The sequence below is a fragment of the Rhizobium sp. ARZ01 genome (genome assembly GCF_014851675.1).
Lineage (GTDB): Bacteria > Pseudomonadota > Alphaproteobacteria > Rhizobiales > Rhizobiaceae > Mycoplana.
In genome coordinates this window covers 1-21,772 of sequence record NZ_JACVAE010000005.1, presented here as the reverse complement: position 1 = coordinate 21,772, position 21,772 = coordinate 1, and the positions used below count along the sequence as shown (strand labels likewise).

12 protein-coding genes and 2 pseudogenes are annotated in these 21,772 nt (G+C 61.4%); 10 read left to right on the top strand and 4 right to left on the bottom strand.

Annotated elements, in window-relative coordinates; genetic code table 11:
• The 3 genes from IB238_RS22530 (at position 1) to IB238_RS22520 (ending at position 5,295) form a co-directional block, all read left to right on the top strand.
• Positions 1-1,962, top strand: a complete 1,962-nt coding sequence (locus IB238_RS22530; protein ID WP_192252590.1) for a 3-hydroxyacyl-CoA dehydrogenase NAD-binding domain-containing protein — start codon at positions 1-3, stop codon at positions 1,960-1,962.
• Between the two features lie 5 nt (positions 1,963-1,967).
• Entirely contained in the window at positions 1,968-3,170 is a 1,203-nt protein-coding gene (gene pcaF / locus IB238_RS22525; protein ID WP_192252587.1) for a 3-oxoadipyl-CoA thiolase, read from the top strand.
• Positions 3,171-3,675: 505 nt separating this feature from the next.
• Complete coding sequence (locus IB238_RS22520) at positions 3,676-5,295, top strand: AMP-binding protein (RefSeq protein ID WP_192252585.1); 1,620 nt, start codon at positions 3,676-3,678, stop codon at positions 5,293-5,295.
• Positions 5,296-5,821: 526 nt separating this feature from the next.
• Here IB238_RS22520 and IB238_RS22515 read toward each other — a convergent pair.
• Positions 5,822-6,694: a hypothetical protein gene (locus IB238_RS22515; protein ID WP_192252582.1), complete on the bottom strand. Its 873-nt coding sequence runs from the start codon at positions 6,692-6,694 to the stop codon at positions 5,822-5,824.
• A 400-nt stretch (positions 6,695-7,094) separates the two neighbouring features.
• Between IB238_RS22515 and IB238_RS24995 the strand changes: the two genes are divergently transcribed.
• From IB238_RS24995 to IB238_RS22480, 7 genes are all read left to right on the top strand, one after another.
• Positions 7,095-11,999, top strand: coding sequence for a hypothetical protein (locus IB238_RS24995; protein WP_192252580.1), 4,905 nt, complete (start codon positions 7,095-7,097; stop codon positions 11,997-11,999).
• A gap of 627 nt (positions 12,000-12,626) precedes the next feature.
• Positions 12,627-12,848 carry a heavy-metal-associated domain-containing protein gene (locus tag IB238_RS22505; protein WP_192252577.1) on the top strand — a complete coding sequence of 74 codons (222 nt, stop codon included), beginning with the start codon at positions 12,627-12,629 and terminating at the stop codon, positions 12,846-12,848.
• Positions 12,849-13,412: 564 nt separating this feature from the next.
• A complete protein-coding gene (locus IB238_RS22500; RefSeq protein ID WP_192252574.1) occupies positions 13,413-14,885 on the top strand; it encodes a multicopper oxidase domain-containing protein in 1,473 nt (490 codons plus the stop codon).
• A 13-nt stretch (positions 14,886-14,898) separates the two neighbouring features.
• Positions 14,899-17,136: a copper-translocating P-type ATPase gene (locus IB238_RS22495; RefSeq protein ID WP_192252571.1), complete on the top strand. Its 2,238-nt coding sequence runs from the start codon at positions 14,899-14,901 to the stop codon at positions 17,134-17,136.
• Positions 17,133-17,330, top strand: coding sequence for a DUF2933 domain-containing protein (locus IB238_RS22490; protein ID WP_192252568.1), 198 nt, complete (start codon positions 17,133-17,135; stop codon positions 17,328-17,330). Before IB238_RS22495 ends, IB238_RS22490 begins: the two co-directional genes overlap by 4 nt.
• Entirely contained in the window at positions 17,327-17,824 is a 498-nt protein-coding gene (locus IB238_RS22485) for an SRPBCC family protein (RefSeq protein ID WP_192252566.1), read from the top strand. Before IB238_RS22490 ends, IB238_RS22485 begins: the two co-directional genes overlap by 4 nt.
• 112 nt (positions 17,825-17,936) lie before the next feature.
• A complete protein-coding gene (locus IB238_RS22480; protein WP_192252564.1) occupies positions 17,937-18,296 on the top strand; it encodes an EF-hand domain-containing protein in 360 nt (119 codons plus the stop codon).
• Between the two features lie 134 nt (positions 18,297-18,430).
• Here the strand turns inward: IB238_RS22480 and nirK are convergent, their stop codons facing one another.
• From nirK to IB238_RS22465, 3 genes and pseudogenes are all read right to left on the bottom strand, one after another.
• Positions 18,431-19,507 carry a copper-containing nitrite reductase gene (gene nirK, locus IB238_RS22475; protein ID WP_192252561.1) on the bottom strand — a complete coding sequence of 359 codons (1,077 nt, stop codon included), beginning with the start codon at positions 19,505-19,507 and terminating at the stop codon, positions 18,431-18,433.
• Positions 19,508-19,973: 466 nt separating this feature from the next.
• Positions 19,974-21,346, bottom strand: a pseudogene (locus IB238_RS22470) (ISNCY family transposase).
• Between the two features lie 178 nt (positions 21,347-21,524).
• Positions 21,525-21,772: pseudogene (locus IB238_RS22465) on the bottom strand (dihydrolipoyl dehydrogenase); the annotation flags it as partial.

Genomic DNA, 21,772 nt, shown 5'->3' with positions numbered 1-21,772 from the left:
ATGCGATTTTCCGAGAGCGTTTCCGCCCGCCTGGAAGACGGCGTGCTCGTCGTCACCATCGATAACCCGCCGGTCAATGCGCTGTCGGCGCATGTGCGGTCCGGGCTGATCGCCGCGCTGAACCATGCCGCCGATGCTTCTGAAGTCGCCGGGCTCGTGATCGCGGGTACGGGCCGCACCTTTATCGGCGGGGCCGACATCAGGGAATTCGGCGCGCCCCCGGTCGAGCCGTTGCTTCCCGAGGTGATCGACCGGATCGAGGCTTTCGCCAAGCCGGTGATTTGCGCGGTGAACGGCGCCGCCCTTGGCGGCGGCTGCGAGGTCGCGCTTGCCTGCCACGGTCGCATTGCCGGCGAGACCGCCTCCTTCGGCCTGCCGGAGGTGAAACTGGGCCTCGTTCCCGGCGCGGGCGGCACCCAGCGTCTGCCGCGCCTCATCGGTCTGGTCGCCGCCATCGACCTCATCGGTACCGGCCGCATTATCAAGGCCCCTGAAGCCGTTACGCTCGGTCTTGCAGATGCTGTTGCGGCCGATCCTCTTGCTGCGGGCGTTGCCGCGGTGCAGCGGTCCGTCGGGCAGACGCTTCGCCGGACCGGATCGCTCGAGGCTCCGCCGGCGGACGAAGATGCGGTCGGCGCGGCAGAGGCAAAGGTGCTGGCGAAAAGCCGCGGCCAGTCCGCACCCGCCGAGGCCGTCCGCCTCGTCCGGGCGGCAGGCCGGCTCGGTCTCGAAGCAGGACTGGCGGAGGAACGCGCCACCTTCCTGCGACTGCGCGATTCCGCGGAATCCGCCGCCCTGCGGCACGTTTTCTTCGCCGAGCGTTCTGCCGGCAAGGTCGACACGCTCGACGGTGTCGCGTCGCGGCGGATCGAGACCGTCGGCATCGTCGGCACCGGCTTGATGGGCTCCGGCATTGCCGTTTCTGCGCTGACGAGCGGCCACCGCGTCATCGCGCTCGAACAGACGCCGGAGGCCGCCGCCGCTGGACGCAGCCGCATCGCTGGCCTTCTCGACAAGGCGGTCCAGTCGAAGCGCCTGACCGAGGAGGCGCAGTCTGCCTGCCTCGCCCGGCTCGAAACGACTGCCGAAGCGGCGGACATGGCTGCCACCGACCTCGTCATCGAGGCCGTCTTCGACGATCTTGCTGTCAAGACCGACCTCTTCCGCAGGCTCGACGGCATCGTCCCGCCCACCACCATTCTCGCGACCAACACAAGCTATCTCGATCCCGATGCGATCGCCGCAGCGACGGCCGATCCCTCCCGCGTGGTGGGCCTGCATTTCTTCTCGCCCGCCAATGTCATGCGACTGGTGGAAGTCGTCGACTGCGCGAAGACCGCGCCCGACGTGCTGGCAAGCGCACTTGCCTTCGTCAAACGGCTCGGCAAGCTTCCTGTCGTCAGCGGCGTCACCGAAGGCTTTATCGGCAACCGCATCTTCTCCGCCTATCGGCGGGAGGCGGAGTTCATGGTCGAGGATGGCGCCCTGCCGCACGAAGTCGACGCGGCCCTGGAAGCCTATGGCTTCCCGATGGGCATCTTCGCCGTCAACGACATGGCGGGGCTGGAGATCGCCTGGGCGCGCCGCAAGCGGCAGGCAGCAACCCGTAACCCCGGCGAACGCTATGTCGAGATTGCCGACAGGCTTTGCGAGGCCGGTCGCCTCGGCCGCAAGACCGGTCGTGGCTGGTATGCCTATCCCGATGGCGCCCGCACGGTCGATCCCGAAGTTACGGCGATCATCGAGGCGGCACGCGCGGCGAAAGGCATCGTCCCCCGCAGTTTCACGGCCGAGGAGATCGCCGACCGGCTGCTCAAGGCGATGGTCGACGAGGGAGCGGCACTGCTTGCCGAGGGCATTGCCGCGCGTCCCGGCGATATCGATCTGGTGATGATCAACGGCTACGGTTTTCCTGCGCACAAGGGCGGGCCGATGTTCGCCGCGCAACGAAACAAGGAATAGACGGCATGAACGAAGCCTATATCATCGGCGGCGTCCGCACGCCGATCGGCCGCTACGCCGGCGCGCTTGCGACCGTACGGCCTGACGACCTCGCCGCCCATGCCATCCGCGAAGCTATGGCCCGTGTCGCCTCCTTGCCCGCTGACGCGATCGATGAAGTCGTTCTCGGCTGCGCCAACCAAGCGGGCGAGGACAATCGCAATGTAGCCCGCATGGCGGCGCTGCTTGCCGGCCTGCCGGAAACCGTGCCCGGCACCACGATCAACCGGCTCTGCGGTTCAGGGCTCGATGCGGTCGGTTATGCGGCCCGCGCCATCCGGCTTGGCGAGGCGGATATCGTGATCGCCGGCGGCGTCGAGAGCATGTCGCGCGCGCCCTTCGTCCTGCCGAAATCGACGACCCCCTTCCAGCGCAGCGCCGAAATCCATGACACGACGATCGGCTGGCGCTTCGTCAACCCGCTGATGGAACAGCGCTATGGCATCGACTCGATGCCGGAGACGGCCGAGAACGTCGCAGCCGAGTTTGCCATCTCGCGCGCCGATCAGGATGCCTTTGCCCTGCGCAGCCAGGCCCGGGCAGCGGCGGCGCAGAGGAACGGACGCCTCGCCCGCGAGATCGCCCCCTACGCGATCAAGGGACGCAAGGGCGAGACGACACTGGTCGAAAAGGACGAGCATCCGCGCGAGACCACCATCGAGAAGCTCGCGAGCCTGCCGACGCCCTTCCGCGCCGATGGCTCGGTTACAGCTGGCAACGCCTCAGGGGTCAATGACGGGGCAGCGGCCCTCATTCTGGCGTCCGGACGGGCGGTCCAGCGCCATGGCCTCGCACCGCTCGCCCGGGTCGAGGGGCTCGCGACGACCGGCGTTCCGCCCCGCATCATGGGCATCGGGCCGGTCTCCGCCACCCAAAAGCTGCTGGAGCGCCACGGCCTCCTTATCGGCGACATCGACATTGTGGAACTGAACGAAGCCTTTGCAGCGCAGGCGCTTGCCTGCTTGCGGCAGCTTGGGCTTGCTGACGACGCCGCGCACGTCAACCCCAATGGTGGTGCCATCGCGCTTGGCCATCCGCTCGGCATGTCCGGTGCGCGTCTTGCGCTGACGGCGGCGCTGGAACTCGATGTGACCGGTGCTCGCCGGGCGCTTGCCACAATGTGCATCGGCGTCGGACAGGGCATCTCGCTGCTACTGACGCGGCCTTAGCCTTCCCGCAGCCAGGGCAGCTCACGTGGCGAGCCGGACGAGGCGCGCCACGCGGGCGGCGCGTCTTCGCCGGCTGCGGGCGCGGGGCAAACGCCCCGCACAAGGCTACGCTCGGCCGACCGGCGCAAACGAGAATCCGAGCTCGACGGGCATCCAGGCGATCATACTCCGCATCTGGACGGCCTCTTGCTCCACACAACTTTTGGCCGGTTTTTGGAAGTTCAGCGCGGACCTTCCTCGCGATAGAATTCGGTCCGCGCGTCACAGTGGTCGCGCAGGCAACGGCAATGCCGACAGAACAACTTTAGGCTTGAAATAATTTTTGACTGATGCAATGCTTCCTATGTTCAGCGCGGCGGTGGAGGTCTTCGCTGTGCCCATCACGACAGATGACACCGCCCGCGCGACCAGTTTGACGGTCGGCGCATGCGCGTCTGCAACGAATCTCGCCGGCTTTTAAAACGCCTGGACAACAGGCAGCACGCAATAGGGGAATAGCCGCCACATGCTTGGAAAAACCGCACATATCGATACGTTCACCCGCGACAACCTGCCGCCACCGGAAGAATGGCCGGATTTCCTGCTCGACGGTTTCGACTATCCCGAACATCTGAATGCCGCCGTCGAACTGACGGACGCCATGGTAGCCAAGGGCTTCAGCGACCACACGGCTCTGATAGGCAATGGGCGCCGGCGGACCTACAAGGAACTCTCCGACTGGACGAACCGGTTGGCGCACGCGCTCGTTGAGAACTACGGTGTCCAGCCGGGTAACCGCGTCCTCATCCGCTCGGCCAACAATCCGGCCATGGTCGCCTGCTGGCTCGCCGCCACGAAGGTGGGCGCCGTTGTTGTCAACACCATGCCGATGCTGCGCGCCGGGGAATTGACCAAGATTGTCGACAAGGCTGAAATCAGCCTGGCGCTTTGCGATACTCGGCTGATGGACGAAATGGTCACCTGCGCCAAGGACAGCCGCTATCTCAAGCAGGTCGTCGGCTTCGACGGCACCGCCAACCACGACGCTGAACTCGACCGCGTCGCGCTCAACAAGCCGGTCACCTTTGAGGCCGTGCGGACAGGTCGCGATGACGTGGCGCTGCTCGGCTTCACTTCGGGCACGACCGGTGAGCCGAAGGCCACCATGCATTTTCACCGCGACTTGATGGCGATTGCTGATGGCTATGCGAAGGAGGTCCTCGGCGTGACGCCGGACGATGTCTTCGTCGGCTCGCCGCCGCTCGCCTTTACCTTCGGCCTCGGCGGGCTTGCTGTCTTCCCTTTGCGCTTCGGTGCGGCCGCCACGCTTCTCGAACAGGCGTCACCGACGATGATGGTGGAGATCATCGAGACCTACAAGGCGACGATCTCGTTTACGGCGCCAACCGCCTACCGTGCCATGCTGAAAGCGATGGATGCGGGCGCGGACCTCTCTTCGCTACGCGTTGCCATCTCGGCGGGCGAGACATTGCCCGGCCCCATTTTCGAGGAGTGGACGGAAAAGACAGGCAAGCCGATCCTCGACGGCATCGGCGCCACGGAAATGCTGCACATCTTCATCTCCAATCGTTTCGAGGATCGCAAGGCTGCCTCGACCGGCAAACCCGTCAACGGCTACGAGGCGCGGATCGTCGATGACGAGATGCGCGAAGTGCCGCGCGGCACGGTCGGCCGGCTTGCAGTGCGGGGGCCCACAGGCTGCCGTTACATGGCCGATGCCCGCCAGCGCGAATATGTGCGGGATGGCTGGAACCTCAGCGGCGACGCCTTCCTGCAAGACGAGGACGGATTCTTCCATTTTGCCGCCCGGTTGGACGACATGATCGTCAGCGCCGGCTACAACATCGCCGGCCCGGAGGTCGAAGCCGCCCTGATCGCACATCCCGAAGTCAACGAATGTGCCGTAGTCGGCGCACCCGATGTCGAACGCGGCCAAATCGTTGAGGCTTACGTCGTGTTGGCATCGGGCGTACCAGCAGACGAAGTGACGATCAAGCGCTTGCAGGATCACGTGAAGGCGACGATCGCGCCATATAAATACCCGCGCTCGGTGAAGTTCTTGGACAGGCTCCCAAAGACAGTAACGGGCAAAATACAGCGGTTCCGGTTGCGGTCAGCGAACTGAGAAGGGCACCGAGCGCTGGTGCATCGGTCGAAGCAGCCGGATTTCGATCCGTGATGGTGGGGCTATGCGGGTCCGAGAACTGACCCTGTGGGCCAGGCTCTGGGCCGAGATCGCACGGCAGATGCAATTTCTTTCTAGGTATTTTGTATCTTGCCGGCGATCTTTCGCCTTGAAGGGATTCGAGCTGCGGACCACCCGCAGTGAATAGCTATGTCCCCACCAATTATTCTATCTTCGTTGCTCGCCGGCACCGGCAGTTCCCTTCGATCCATTATGCGACTTTCGAAGACCAAAACCAGAACATCCATGCGAGAGAACACGGATTTGCGCCATCAACGGACGCTAGCCTTGGCTTGAGTGGTGGACCGATTTGGGGCCGGCAGCGGACTGGCAGCTTCTCGAGAGCGACATCAGGAAAGCACACATACGTTTGCGTTCGAAATAGCCAGCATGTTCGAATCCTGTCGGAGCCGCCCCACCCATCACCAGCCACTCCAGTACCTTCTGTCTTTCGTCTTCTCGCCGCTCACGCACGCTGGTATGCGGCGGAGATGGCTTCAAACTTGACGGCTTGCCAACGCGCGTAGTCCCACAGCAGCGTCGGCGATACGAAAAGGTCACCGCGATTGCCGGGAAGCCCCCAGGTGAGCAAACCCTGCGCGCGTGCACGGGCAAAAACCCTCTGGACATGCCCCCGTGACAGCGTGTGCCGGGTGGATACCTCGCTGGCATGAAGCGGTCCAAGGCAAACCGGTTCGTCCGCGTTCTGCAAGTCCGTGGGTAATCGGCAGATCAGTTCATGGAGGATATTGCTTCCCGATTCCGTACGAACGAAAAGATCCACGCTCGCCGGCGGGCAGGCCCAGGCGGGATCGAAAATGAGAGACTGGATCGCCATCGGATGGATGCGGGCGAGGAGGCTCGGTTCATCGGCTAGCCGGGCTGCACGGACGCCGCCGTCCAGTCGGTCCAGGGCGGCAAGGTGGCTTTCCAGCCAATGGCGGATCAGGGTTTGGCCATAAGCGCTCAGTTGGAGAGGCTTGACGCGCCTGTCCCGGCTTTCCTGCGCTACGAGCAATCCGTAAGCGCGCATTTCCGCCAGATGCGCGGTCAGCGTGTTCTTGCTGAAGACCGGCTGTCCCGCGAAGATATCGATCAACGCCCCCGCAGTCAGGGGTGGGCATGACACGTCATTCTCCCGCTTGAAATGAAGGGCGACGATCGCTTGCGTGATCAACCACTTTTGCATGCTAGCGACGTAGCGCACCACGCGCGGCGCTATGTCGTGCATTGCGAGCAGCTCGACCGCCGCATCGCGAATGACTGCAATGGATGCGGCTCCCTCGCCCAGGATCAGGGTATTGGATTCATCTTTTCGTGCCAAAGGCCGAATTGTCATTCTCTCTCGCGCCATGCGCCATCTAATCTTTCGGGTATTTCTACCGGTCCACCATCGCATCGTTATGTCGCGGCATCATGAATGTGAATCAATTTTGGGTCCATCCGCTCACGGTCCGGTTCTTGTGTTGATCCTGCCTGCATCCACTGGTTATGAGGAAACAGGTTCTGAGGACATTCCATGAAATCAGCTATTTACCGCCTTCGGGCACCGCCATCGCATTGCTGATGTGAAGCAGCCCCGAATGTCGACGGGCAAAGCACACCCTCATCATTCGGGCACCTGACAGAAAAATCCCCACTCTTCAGGCGGCGACGCGACTGCGACGTCCGCCTTCGATGCCGCGTGGCCTGCAAACGCTCGTGCCGCGCATTCGATAAGAATCTTAGGAGGCACTGACATGAGCACGTTTGCCGAAATCCAGTCCAAGATCCAACCCGGCCTGCCCTCGCAGGAAATCAATCTGGGCGACAACAGGGCAAGCCTTACCCTCGCACAGGCGGAGCTTCTCGTTTCGCAGGGCGTGGTGTTCGCCGGTAACGACGTGATTTCGATCAAGGACCTCGCAGGCAGCATCGAGGAACTGAGCACTGCGCGCATCGCCGCGCTTAAATCGCTGGGGGCATCGCATGTTATGGCGACGGGCGGCGTCCTTTCCCTCAGCCTGGATCAGATCAATGCCCTTGCTGCAAGCGACATCACCGTCGGGTCTCAATACGAAACGATGAGCGCAGCAACGTCCGGTGATGTGCTGGTCGGCCGCGGATTCGGAATGGGCATAGGCGAATCCATCGTGGCGCTGGCCGATGGGTCCTACGTCGTCGTCTTCCGGGCACCCACGGACGAAGGCGTCGGTCGCAATATCTATGCCCAGCACTTCGACGCCTATGGCAAAGCACTAGGAGCCGTTACGCGCGTGAGCGGGACGGAGCTGACGAACGAATCGCAGGCGACCGTGGCTAGGCTAGCCGACGGAGGATATGTCGTCGTCTGGTCACACAGCAGCACGTCGATTTACGCGCAAAGGTTCGATGCGGACGGCGATGCCCTCGGCGGGCCAACCCAGTTGTCGACAGCCTTGCGGAACTACGTACCGAACGTGATCGGTCTTACCGATGGCGGCTACCTGATCACCGCCTATCAAAATAACGGGTCTGGCTACGCGCTTACGTCTATGCGCTACGATGCCAATGGCCAGCCGCTCGGCAGTCTCCAGAGCCTCACACCCGTAGTCGATCTGTATATTTCCCCTTACGAAGAGGGGGTGAAGCTCGCGGACAGCGTGGAGATGTCCGATGGCCGGGTCATGATCATCTGGAGCGCGTCGGACAGCGGTGGGCGTGGGCTTGCCGCGCAGATCATCGACGCCAACGGTGCGAAGGTGGGAGACGCCTTCTTCATTACCACCCAGACGGAAATGCCCCAGCAGATGCCCTCCATCGCCTCTCTTGCAGACGGGCGTTTTGCCGTGACGTGGATCAGCCAATCCTCCGAAGATGCGATCGCCGTCCAACTCTTCGACGGTGAGGGCAACAAGTTCGGCTCCGAAATAACCATCAATTCCAGCAATTTAGCGCAGGATCCTCCGAAGATAACCGCGCTGGAAAACGGTCGTTATGTCATTACCTGGGCATGGTTTGGTCAGGACAATCCGAATGCGACATCCGGTCAGCACGGCGGCGTCTATTCGCAGATTATCGATGCCGACGGCACGAAGATCGGCGCGGTCTCGCTTGTCAACACGACGGTTGTCGGCGATCAATTCGACCCGCAGATCGTCGCGCTCGCCGGGGGCGGATATGTGGTCGTCTGGTCGGAGCACGTCGATACCAGCGGTGATCTATACGAGATCAACGCGCAGGTTTTCAGCGCCGATGGCAGCAAGGTCGGCCAGGAACTGGAAATCAACGCCAACGAAGCCAATATCCAGTGGTTCCAGAAAATCACAGCATTGGCCGGCGGCGGCTTTGCCATCACGTGGTACGACAACAACGACGGAAAATACTACACACGGACCTTTCAACACGACACAGAGCAGGCGACCCTGAACGGCACGGCGTCGGCGATTTCTGCACTCACCGTTTCCGAGGTGGCGCACCTTCGTGAGCTGCATATTGACACCATAACGATTTCCGATGGTGGCGGTGTCACGCTTTCGAAGGCAGTCGCGGCCGACCTCATCGATATTTCCGGCTTCCAGATCACCGGTGCCAGCGGCGTTGTGGTTGGCGGCACGGGCGCGGCGCTGGACGACTTTTCCGTTGCCGACATCGCCAAGCTCAAGACCCTTGGCGTGACCGGTCTAGACGCCAGCGACAACAAGGTCACGCTGTCGCTCGACCAGGCCATGGCCTATGTCGGCGCGGGCATCACGCTGGCCAGCGGCGATGCGGCAACGGTCGAGATGACATTCCTTCAGTTGGTGACGCTGGACAGCAATCTTGCCGCGTTGGCCGCCTTCGGCATGAAGATCATCGACCTCTTAGAGAATGAGATCACACTCCCTCTGGGTGGATACCGCTATCTCGACAGTATCGGCGTGCGCTTTGCGGCATCGGATGTGCTGACGCTGACCGACTACAAGTTCAACATCGTCAATCTGACCGTGGCGCAAATCGCCGAATTGGCCGAATGGGGCATCACGAAAATCGATACCAATGTCGCGGAAACGGAACCGGCCGTTCTCTCATTGGCGCAGGTGAAGGCTTTCGCTGCCGGCGGGATCAGCTTCGCCGCGGACGAACTGGTTCATCTCTCCGACAGCGTCACGGCGCTGTCCGGCCTCAGCGCCGGCGACATCGCCGATCTCGCGACTGTCGGCGTTTCCAAGGTGATCGCCGAGCAGGGATTCGCGATTACCACCGCGCAGTTCGCTGCCTTTGCGCAACACGGTGTGCGCATTGAGGTCCCCGCCAACGCCACGGTTTCGATCCGTGACACCGGTGCAAACTTCGCAGCGCTTGAGGCTGGTCAAATCGCCAAGCTTTCCATCTTTGGCCTCACGACGCTCGACGCGACCGACAACAAGGTCGTGCTCTCCACGGCTGCAATCAAGGCATACCATCTTGCGAATGCCCGCTTCTCCAGCGAAGACCGAGTCTTGCTCGGTGTGACGACCGCGTCCCTGTCGGCAACGAGTTCCGACGATCTGCTCAGAGCGAAAGTTTTTGGAACGGCCGCTATTACGACAGCTGAATCCGTTCTGGACCTCACTGTCGCGACTGCAGAGAAGGTTAGAAGCGCCGACTTGCCGTTGGATTCGGATTTCATTGCACGTCTCGCTGATACGGCCTCAAATCTCCTCGCCGCTTCTTATGCTGATCTTTCTACCTACCGGCCCTTTGGGATTGATGTCATCCGGCTGGCCGATACCGGTAGCGTCATCGCGGGCCTTTCCATCGCCAATATTACGGCCCTCTCCAACAAGGGTGTCAGCGAGGTCGATGTCACGAACGGTGCCATCACACTCAGTCTTGCACTGGCGAAAGAATTCGCCGCACGTCAAATCGTCTTCGACGATGCGGATATGGTTTCGGTCAGCGCATTGTCGGCGACATTCATCGACCCCGATGCGCATGACCTCAATGGGTTGACGGCCATCAACATCGACAGGATCGATGCGTCGGATAATACGCTAACGCTCACGCTTGCCGCTGCCCGGACATATGTGAACGCCGGGATCGGCTTCACTGCCTCCGACGCCGTTGCCGTCAAAATGGGCTATGCCGAGGCTCAGACGCTCGTCAAGGCAACGGGCGATGCCCTCCATTCGGCGGGCGTCGACCGCATCGAAGTCGAGATGACGGCCAAGGAACTGGCCTCGCTTACCTTCAATCAGCTGAAGGCCCTTGTCGCCGCCGGCGTCGATGGCATCAACGACCTGACCGAGCTGGTCTTCAACGACGTCACCTACGACCTCGTCAACCACACCGCCAACTACAAGCCCGTGATCACCTCGAATGGCGGCAGTTCCTCGGCCTCGATCACCCTTCTGGAAAACACCAAGACCGTCACCACCATCCGGGCCACGGACCAGAATGCCGGATCGAAGCTGACCTATTCCATCATCGGCGGCGCGGACAAGGCGCTCTTCACCATCGATACCCGCACCGGCGCGCTCGCCTTCAAGGCCGCACCCGACTTCGAGAACCCGAAGGACAGCGGCAAGAACAATGCCTACGATCTGATCGTTCAGGTCAGCGACGGCAAGCTGATCGACATGCAGGCCCTGCAGGTGACGGTGAAGAACGTCAACGAAGCTCCGACGCCCCCAACCCTTTCCGGCACGTCGGTGAAGGAAAACGTTGCCGCTGGGACTCTTGTCGGCATTTTCTCTTCCAAAGACCCGGAGGGCAAAGCTCTCACCTACAAGCTCACGGATACGGCGGGCGGTCTCTTCAAGCTCTCGGGAACGAAGCTCGTCACGACAAAGCCTATCGATTTCGACAAGGTGCAGAAGGATACGGTTACAATCAATATCTCCGACGGTATCAACAAGGTGACGAAAGTCTTCACCATCACCATTGCCGATATCCTCGAGACGATCACCGGCACGGCAAAGGGCGACGTGCTGAAGGGTGGCATCGGCATGGACAAGATCCTTGGGCTCGCCGGAAACGACACGCTCTACGGTTATGCCGGCAGCGATATCCTCGACGGCGGCGATGGCAATGACCTGCTGGTCGGCGGTGCAGGCGGTGATCGTCTCGTCGGCGGCAACGGGACGGACACGGCCTCCTATGCCGGCGCGACCGCTGGCGTAACGGCCAGCCTCACCAAGTCCTCCATCAATACGGGCGATGCCAAAGGCGACACGTATTCGTCGATAGAGAACATCACAGGCTCCTCCTATGCCGACAAGCTCACGGGCGATGCGAAAGCCAATGTACTCGACGGCGGCGCGGGCGACGATATGCTGTCTGCCGGAGCGGGAAATGACCGGCTCATCGGCGGGCTCGGCTTCGACGACCTCCATGGCGGCGCAGGCAGCGATCGATTCGTCTTCCGGTCAGCGAAGGAACTCGGCACATCGAAAACGGCGACGGACACGATCTTCGACTTCTCGCAGAAGGAGAAGGATTTGATCGATTTCACCGCGATCGATGCGAACCTGAGAAAGGCGGGAGATCATGCCTTCGCCTTCATCGGCACAGCCAAGTTCTCCAATACCGCTGGCGAACTTCGCTACGAAAAGACGAAGGCTAACACTTACGTCTATGGCGACATCGATGGTAACGGCAAAGCTGATTTCGTGCTGCATATCGATGCCGCGCTTGCCTTCAAGGCAGGTGATTTCCTGTTGTAAGTGGGCAGTTACCCGACCTGTCATCGTCACTAAATCCCACCTTGCGAAGTGGCCATTGCAATATCAAGGATGTCCTCGGAACGACATTGTTCGCCCGACTGGCGCTTGTTGAAATGCGGAATCCGCGACTTCCGCCAATGGCGCACAAGTCGCACGGACTTGTCGCCGGCGACGTCTGCTTTCGGGCGGCGGCCAAGTTGGTCTTTACGGCCGACATGGGGGCGCGTTGCGGACAGGCTGCTCAAGCCGGAACCGGCCGGTCAGTCTTGGGGCCGATGGCCGACCGTCCGCTGCCAGGACACCCAACACGAAAAGCGGACATCTGATCTCTTGCCACCGAGGTCTGGGATTGGCCCGAAGGGGCCTTCAAATTTGACCAGCATCCCTTGCCAAGGTTGCGCTAAACCATTCTCGCGCCGATGGCGAGCGAGTGGACTTGAGACGATTCCGGCAGGGATCGTCGAGTTCTGGCAACTCTTTGGGCATGGCCGAACTGACGTAGTTGCGGCGAACGGAAGCACGTGCCTTCCGAAACGCCACTTACAAATAATCTCCTGAGCGCTCTTGACCTTCCCGCCGTGGGAAGCCCCATTTTGGTTCTAGCGAAAACCATCAGGAGATATTCCAATGTTCCGTCTCAATGTTCCGGACATGACCTGCGGCCACTGCGTCGGCGCGGTAACGAAGGCCGTGAAATCGGTCGATCCAGGGGCCGAGGTCGCAATCGATCTCGAGTCAAAAACGGCGTCCATCGAGTCCCAGGTCGTGGCTGACAGGTTCATCGCCGCGATCGCGGAAGCCGGTTACGGGGCCACCTTCATGAAATCGTGCTGCGGCCACGGAGCGTGACCCGCCATCCATCTCAATTACCCGCGCCGGGGCGTAATGGTCTATACTGATGAAAGTCAAGGCGCAGGGGAAGCGAAACACTACTTTGCGGTCAACGCCGACATTTGAGTCAGTATGATGGTAAGCCGAAATCGGTTTCTGACATTGTTGAGGTTGGTTTTGGCCGCAGTCGTTGCGGGCCTCCACCTCAACACGCCTGCGCAGGCCATGCCGGCTGATTGCCACACTGCGGACGTGACCGTTCAGGTCCTTCTCGCATCGCCACAACAGGCGTCCGTCGACGCAGACCATCACCACGGAAAGGTGTTCAAGGGCACGCTCTGTTGCGCGAAGGCGTGCGCCGTCTGTGTTGCCGCCATCCCTTCTCCCGCTTCGGTGGCGTGGAGTAACAAAATCACGCCGTCATATTTTCCCGACGCGCTTGTCGGCCTGTCAGGTCAGGCCGCGCCTGACGTCTTCGAGCCACCTCGATCCATCCTGTTTTGATGAACCTGGCCCGAGCCGTCTCGGGTCGAAATATCAGCAGGTCGGGATGCCCGACCAGGATCGAGAGAGATATCAAACATGTACCGCCGACAATTCCTCAAGACGCTGGCCATTGGCGCAGCGGCCATCGCACCAATCGCAAACTATCCCTGGTCAAACACCGCCCGGGCGGCGACCAGCGGAACAACCGATCTGTCCATCTCCAAGCGCGTCCTCGAGGTGAACGGGAAAGCCGCGACCGTATTTCAACTTGGCACGGCGGATGGAAAGCCCGGATTGGTCCTCAACGCCGGAGGCGACTTCGACGTCAACCTGTTGAACCAGTCGGGAGAAGACACGCTGGTCCACTGGCATGGGTTGACGCCCCCATGGGGCATGGACGGGGTGCCTGACAATCCAGCCAAACTCCTGGCCGCGGGCGAAAACCGCCATTACCGCTTTCCCGTCGGCCAGGGAGGCACGCACTGGATGCACGCGCATACACTTCAGGAGCAGGCGCTCCTAGCGGCCCCGCTGATCGTACGGACCGCGGCCGACCAAGCGCGGGACGAACAGGAAGTCGTCATCCTGCTCCATGACTTTTCCTTCAAGACCCCGGAGGAGTTGTTGGCCGGATTGAAGGCCCCGGGCTCTGGCCACGCCATGGCCGGGCGCATGGCCGCCGGGCAAATGGGGACCGCGATGCACGGCATGGAGGGGATGCACCAACAGCAAATGCCCGGCATGGCGATGCCGGGCATGCCAGCCATGGACCTGAACGACATCGAATACGACGCCTACCTTGCCAACGACCGTACACTGGATGATCCCGAGGTCGTCACCGTTGAAAAAGGAGGACGCGTTCGCCTTCGCATCATCAACGGGGCGACGGCGACCGCCTTCACCATCGACACCGGGACCCTTTCGGGCGATCTGATCGCAGTCGATGGGATTGACGTCGTCCCGCTACAAGGAAGCCGCTTTCCCGTCTCAATGGGACAGAGGATCGACATCCGCCTACGGCTTCCGGCAGGGCCTGGAGCGTTCCCCATTCTCGCGCTGCGCGAGGGCGCAAAGGAACGGACGGGCGTCATCCTGGCCACCGCGGACGCCAGCATCTCGAAGGTCAGTACGATCGCAGCCGACAGCGGCCCGATACTCGATCTTGCCTTGGAGGAAGCGCTGCTAGCCGCAACCCCGCTCGCCCGACACACCCCGGACAGGACATATTCGCTGACACTGAGCGGAGACATGGCCTCCTACGTCTGGGAAATCGGAAGTGCGGATGGGCCGATGAAGGTGACGACCGGGAACCGCGTCGAATTGGCGATGCGGAACATGTCGATGATGGCGCATCCGATGCACTTGCACGGACATCACTTTCAGGTCGTGGGCATCAACGGCAGACGCATCAACGGAGCGGTGCGCGACACGGTGCTCGTGCCGCCCATGGCGACAGTGGCTGTCCAGTTCGACGCGGCAAACCCCGGACACTGGCCGTTCCACTGCCACCACCTCTATCACATGGCGACGGGCATGATGTCGTTCGTAGCCTATCAAAACGCGATCTAGTCGGAGACTTGCGATGGCACATGAACACCACAAACATGGGCACGAACACTCCGGACACGATCATCACGGCCATGATCACCACGGACACCATCCTGAGTCCGGCCAGCCCAGTTCGATTTATACGCAGACCGTGCCGGAAGGCACGGTCTACACCTGCCCCATGCATCCGCAGATCAGGCAGATCGGCCCAGGCAATTGCCCGATCTGCGGCATGGCGCTGGAGCCGGTGATCGCCACGGCCGAGTCGGGACCCAGCGAAGAGTACCTGGACATGCGCCGCCGCTTCTGGGTCGGTCTCGTGCTTTCCCTGCCGGTCCTTGTTCTGGAGATGGGAGCCCATCTGACAAACCTGCACATGCTGCTGGGTCCGCAGACGTCGAACTGGCTGCAGATGATACTGGCGACCCCGGTCGTTCTCTGGGCGGGCTGGCCCTTCTTCCAGAGGGGTCGGCAGTCCCTGGTGACGCGCCACCTCAACATGTTCACGCTGATCGCGATGGGCACTGGGGTCGCATGGCTTTACAGCGTTGTCGCCACTGTCTCGCCGGGAATCTTTCCCGCCACCTTCCGTGCCGCCGAAGGCTCCGTTGCAGTCTACTTCGAGGCCGCGGCCGTCATCACCGTTCTCGTCCTGCTTGGACAGGTGCTGGAACTGCGGGCCCGCGAACAGACGGGCGGGGCAATCCGCGCGCTGCTCGACCTGGCTCCCAAGACCGCCCGCAGGGTGAATGCGGACGGCTCGGAGGAAGATGTCGGCCTCGATGTCGTGATGGTTGGAGATCGGCTGAGGGTTCGTCCGGGAGAGAAGGTTCCCGTGGACGGCATCCTTCTCGAAGGCCGCAGTTCGGTGGACGAATCGATGATCACCGGCGAATCCATGCCGGTGACCAAGGACGCCGGGTCAAAACTGATCGGCGGCACGATGAACCAGACCGGAGCCTTCGTTATGGAGGCCGGGAAGGTCGGCCGGGACACGATGCTTTCGCAGATCGTCCAGATGGTTGCCGATGCCCAACGGTCCCGCGCGCCGATCCAGCGCCTGGCGGATGAAGTGTCGGGCTGGTTCGTTCCGGTCGTGATCGTCGTCGCGATCGTGTCCTTTGCGAGCTGGATGCTGTTCGGCCCGGAGCCGCGGTTCGCGCATGGACTGGTGGCCGCCGTCGCCGTGCTCATCATCGCATGCCCCTGCGCATTGGGCCTGGCGACGCCGATGTCGATCATGGTCGGCGTCGGCCGTGGCGCGCGACTTGGCGTACTGATCAAGAACGCCGAAGCCCTCGAGCGGTTCGAGAAGGTCGATACCCTGGTCGTCGACAAGACCGGAACGCTTACCGAGGGGCGGCCCAAGGTCACGGCCATCATCCCGAGCGATCGACTGTCCGAGGCCGAACTGCTCCGCCTTGCCGCGACACTGGAAAACCCCAGCGAGCACCCGCTTGCGCTTGCGATCGTCAACGCCGCCAGAGAACGCGACGTTCCGATTGGAAACGCACAGGATTTCGACAGTCCGGTCGGCAAAGGCGTCACCGGCAAAGTTGATGGCCACGCCATCATCCTTGGGAGCCACCGGATAATGGAAGAGGAGCAGATCGACGTCTCCTCCATGACGAACAAGGCCGAGGAACTGCGCGACGAAGGGGCGACGGTCATCTTCATGGCCATGGATGGTCAGGTCGCAGGTCTCTTCGCCATCGCCGACCCGATCAAGGCAACGACGCCGGACGCCGTAAAGGCACTTGTCGAGGCAGGTATTCGCGTCGTCATGCTCACAGGTGACAACAAGACAACGGCGCACGCCGTGGCCCGCCGCCTCGGCATTTCCGAAGTCGAGGCGGAAGTCCTTCCGGAGGACAAAAGCAAGATCGTCACGCGCTTGCGAAGCGAGGGGCGGATCGTCGGCATGGCCGGGGATGGGGTCAACGACGCGCCCGCGCTTGCGGCTGCCGATGTCGGCATCGCGATGGGTACGGGGACTGACGTGGCGATCGAAAGCGCCGGGGTGACGCTCCTCAAGGGCGATCTCCAGGGCATCGTTCGCGCACGGCAACTGAGCCACGCGACTATGTCGAACATCCGCCAGAACCTGTTCTTCGCCTTCATCTACAATGCCTTGGGTGTTCCCGTGGCGGCCGGGGTCCTCTATCCGGCCTTAGGCCTCCTCCTGTCCCCCATCATCGCTGCTGCCGCCATGGCGCTGTCGTCTGTGAGCGTCATCGGCAACTCGCTGAGATTGAGGAGCGTCAAGCTATGACTTCGCCACGGACCTGGACACTGATGGCCGCATCTTTGGTCGTCATCGTCCTGTTCTTCGTCCTTCGGGAGCATTGGGGACACGCACTTGGGTTCCTGCCATATCTCGTTCTGCTGGCTTGCCCCGTCATGCACCTCTTCCACGGGCATGGTGGGCATGGCCATCACCGAGGTGCTTCGGGCGAAGAAAAATGAGCTACGGGTACTCGGCCAACTGCGGGGTTCGCATCCAGGCCTCGGCCGAGGCCCTCTTCGACTATCTTGACGATCATCGCCGCCTCGCCGGCCATATGTCGCGACCATCGATGATGATGCTCGGCGGCCGAATGTCGTACGAGTTCGATCTCACCGAAGGTCGGGAAATCGGCGGGCGGATACGCATGACCGGGGCCTTCCTCGGCATGAGGCTCTACGTAGAAGAGACGATCGTCGAGCGGCGGCCACCTGTTCGCAAAGTCTGGGAAACGACGAACAAGCCCCTCCTCCTGGTCATCGGTTCATACCGGATGGGTTTTGACATCGAAGCGACGCAGGTAGGTTGCGATCTGAGGGTGTTTATCGACTACGAGCTTCCACCGACAACGACCGGGCGTCTGATCGGCCGTTTCCTTGGCCCGACGTATGCACGGTGGTGCGTGGACCGAATAGCTTCGGATGCCGCCATCCGTTTCCAACAGCAGGGTCTTTGACCAAACACAAACCAGCCTTCCCACGGCGGTGGTATATTCGCCCTTGTCGGCGTGTTCCGCCGCATTGCCGTGTGTACGCCGACCAAATTGTGGACGCAAAAGGAGAACGCAAATGGCCCCGGGAAAACTGGCATGCATGGCAGTAGCTGCCATTCTTCTATCGATTGGTCCCGTTTCCGCCCAGTCAGGCGATGACACCACTCAGAGCCAGGGAACGCAGGCAGGGCAAAGCCAGATGCCCGGAATGGGGATGGGCGGCAGAATGCAGGGTATGATGGGCGGGATGCCCATGGGTCCGATGCGCGGTCACATGATGAAAATCATGTTTGCTGTAGCGGACACGGACGGCGACGGTGCATTGTCGTTTGAAGAGGTCACCGCAGTCCACAAACGCATTTTCGACAGCGTGGACGCCAACAAGGACGGCAAGGTGACGCTGGAAGAGATGCAGACCTTTATGCAGGGTCAATGAGAATTGGCGCGGCCACGTGAGGACCGCCAGGCTTTCGAACCAACCATCGGAAACACGCGCCGCACTTTGGCGGCGGAGATGTCTGTGACCCGTGTAGCGGGGTAGGAGGCGGTCCTCCTACCCCAGCCCCATTATCAGTGGGAGCTATGCGTGGTGGGCTGCGTTTCGTCGGGCGTAAACGACGCGGCCTGGAACAGTGCTGGCTGGCTTTCGCCCTCCACAACCAGCTTGCCTACCAAACCGCGCGCCGCCCGCGACAAGGCATGGTCAACCAGTACGTATTCACCGGGAACGTCCAAGGTCATGTCGACCACCGATGCGCCGCCTGGCGGCACGGTGATCGTTTGCACGTCTGTCAATGGCTCCGTCGTCAGCGACGCGAGCTGGTAGGCCTTGTCAAAGATTTCACCGATCACGTGGAAACTCGATGTCTTGTTCGGCCCGCCGACCCCGAAGTAGATGCGGATCGTCTCGCCGACCTTGGCCGTCAAAGCGTTGTCGCCGGTCAGCGCGTTGGCGGCTCCGTTAAACACATAGTACTCCGGGACTTCCGCCATCAGCTTGTCGAGGTTCTCGGTCAATTTCCCCTTTGAGCCGTATGCCTGTGACGTGTAGACCTCGCCCTGCATGACGTAGAACTCCCGATCGACAGGCGGGAGGCCCTCCTCCGGCTCGATGAGGATCAATCCGTACATGCCGTTGGCGATGTGCTGCGCCGCAAGCGGCACCGCACAGTGATAAACGTAAAGGCCTGGTTTCAGCGCCTTGAACGAAAATCCCTTCGTTTCTCCTGGTGCGGCATCCGTCGCTACGGCCCCACCGCCGGGGCCGGTCACGGCATGGAAGTCGACGCTATGGCGTTCGCTGCTATCAGCCAGGTTCGTGAGTTCCACCTGGATCGTGTCGCCCACCCGTGCGCGAACAAATGGGCCAGGGACTTTCTTGTTGAATGTCCAGAAGTGATAGCTTGCTCCGTCGGCCAGCCTGCCGGTCACCTCGACGGTGTCTAGATTGACCTTGATTGTTTCGGGGGCGCTCCTCTCCACTGGCCGCGCCAGGTCAGTGGCCGCCCGGACAATGTCAAGCGGAGCAGCGGCAGTCCCGTTTTCGGCCGGATGGTCGTGGGAGCCTCCGGCGAAGGCCGGGGCAACCGTCGCCGAGAGAAGCGCCAGTGTCACGCCCAAAGGTGAATATCTACGGAAGTTGGTCATCGGAAATCCCTAAACGTTGCGTGTACTGCGCAGTTCAACAGCTCCGCGATGTCGCCTTCTTTGAGTTACCGCAAGTAGGGCAAGTACTCGCGAATACGAAGCCTTGTCGCTGGCGACGTCTGCTTTCGGGCAGCGGCCAAGCTTGTCTCTACGGCCGACATGGGGCGCAAAGCGCTCATTCGCGTCTAGACCGCCAACGGCAGCTTCCGGGCATAAGCGGCCATCTGCTCTGATCTACAAATTCCTAGTTAGAAGGGAAAGCGCATCGTCAACTTTATTCTTTTAAATCAATATGTTGTGGCGGCGAAGTTGAACTGTCCGCGTTGGCGCAAAGTAGAAATGTCACTTTGAGCCGTCGCATGGCACGATGACCAGCCCCGATCTGACCGGCTGATCCGGTTGCAAGATCAGATCGGGGCGTGAACGGCACCCCTTCGGCTCTAGCTTTGAGACTTCGCGCCGCGGATCATTCCGCAGCATCAATTCGGGAAAGTGCCTTCTCGCGTCGTGCGATCACCACGGGGTCGTTCATGAAATCCGTCCTCTTGCCCGGCTTGCGGCCCCGCGGTTTATAGCCAATCTTCTCGCTGTTCGTCTTCACGGCCGGCTGCTTCTGCTGCTCCTGACGCTCCTTGATGTAGGCCAGGACATCACCGAGCCGCTTGTTCTCGGTGATCGCCGCATGCGTCACCCGCTGGTCCTTGTCGAATATTCTGTAGGGCAGGGAATGCCCCTTCCAGCGCACATCCAGCCTGCCGTCGGCAAGCGCGTAGGTCTCGACATAGCGACCGACCAGCCCGCGCGTCACCTCGGTCTCCTCCAGCATGATCCGCTGGCGCTCGAACGAAAACGTCAACTGGGCACCGACATAACGCTGCTCACGTTTGCACAGGACGTCGCGCAGCCGATCCGGGGCAAGGTTCAGCGGCCGATGCAGATCATCAGATCGGGCAGGGGTAATGGCAAACTGGCGGTTATAGCGCTCCATGTACCGAGGCAGGAAAGCGTTGCCTCGTCCATGCCGCAGATGCCCTCGAGGCGCAGATCCTTGATCAACCGGTCCTGTAGCGTCCGGTTCATCCGCTCAACCCGGCCTTTGGCCTGACTAGAATTTGCGCAAAGAATCTCGATGTTTAGCTCTGAGAGTGCACGCCCGAACTGGGTCATGCCCTGGCCGCCCTTGGCATCCTTCTTCGCAACCCGAAACACCGAATGCTTGTCGGAGTAGAAGGCGACTGGAGCCCCATGCGCCTTCAGATAGAGCTCGAGCGCCTCGAAATAGCTGAACGCACTTTCCGATCGTACAAACCGCAACTGCATCAGCTTGCCGGTCGCGTCATCGACGAACACCAGAAGCGAGCACGGCGGCCCGCGATCCTCAAACCAGTGATGTTCCGACCCGTCGATCTGCACCAGTTCACCATAGGCCTCGCGCCGCAATCGTGGCTGATGAAACGTCCGCCGCTGCTTGCGCGACAGCCACAGGCCGGCATCCGCCATCCATTGGCGCAGGGTCTCGCGCGACACCGTCAGACCATCACGCTCGGCAAGCTTCTCGGCCGCCAGCGTCGGACCAAAGTCCACATAGCGCTCGCGCACGATCGCCATGGCATAATCGCGCATGCCGTGACAAATCCGATTGTTCGATGGCCGGCCGATCGCCTTGTGCCGGATCGACGCTGCACCGCCAGTGCTGATCCGATCCAGCAGACGACGCACCTGGCGCGTGCTTAAGCCCAGGACATGCGCCGCCGACGCCAACGTCATGCGCCCGGCGGTCACTTTCGACAAAACCTCGATCCGCTGCAGGTCGCGTTCGCTCATCGCAATCAATCCCATCCGCAATCTCCCAGGTCATCAAAGCCCGGGGAGAGTGACATTCTTACTTTACAGAATCAGGACATTCTAACTTTGCGGCTACATTACCTAAATTGGATAAGCTTTATTTATGGAACCAAGACGTTCCACCAGTCGATGCTCATCAGCAATCGGTCTGTTGAGCCAACCGTCCTCAGCCTCAGGCATTTAACGCACGCCCATAGGCGTCGAGTACGCTTTCCTTCAGCGTTTCCGAGATCGTCGGATGCGGGAAGATCGTGTGCATCAGCTCTTCTTCGGTCGTCTCCAGGTTCATCGCCACGACGAAGCCCTGGATCAATTCGGTTACTTCCGCGCCGACGAGATGGGCGCCGAGCAGTTCGCCGGTCTTCCTGTCGAAGATCGTCTTGACCATGCCCTGGTCCTCGCCGAGCGCGATCGCCTTGC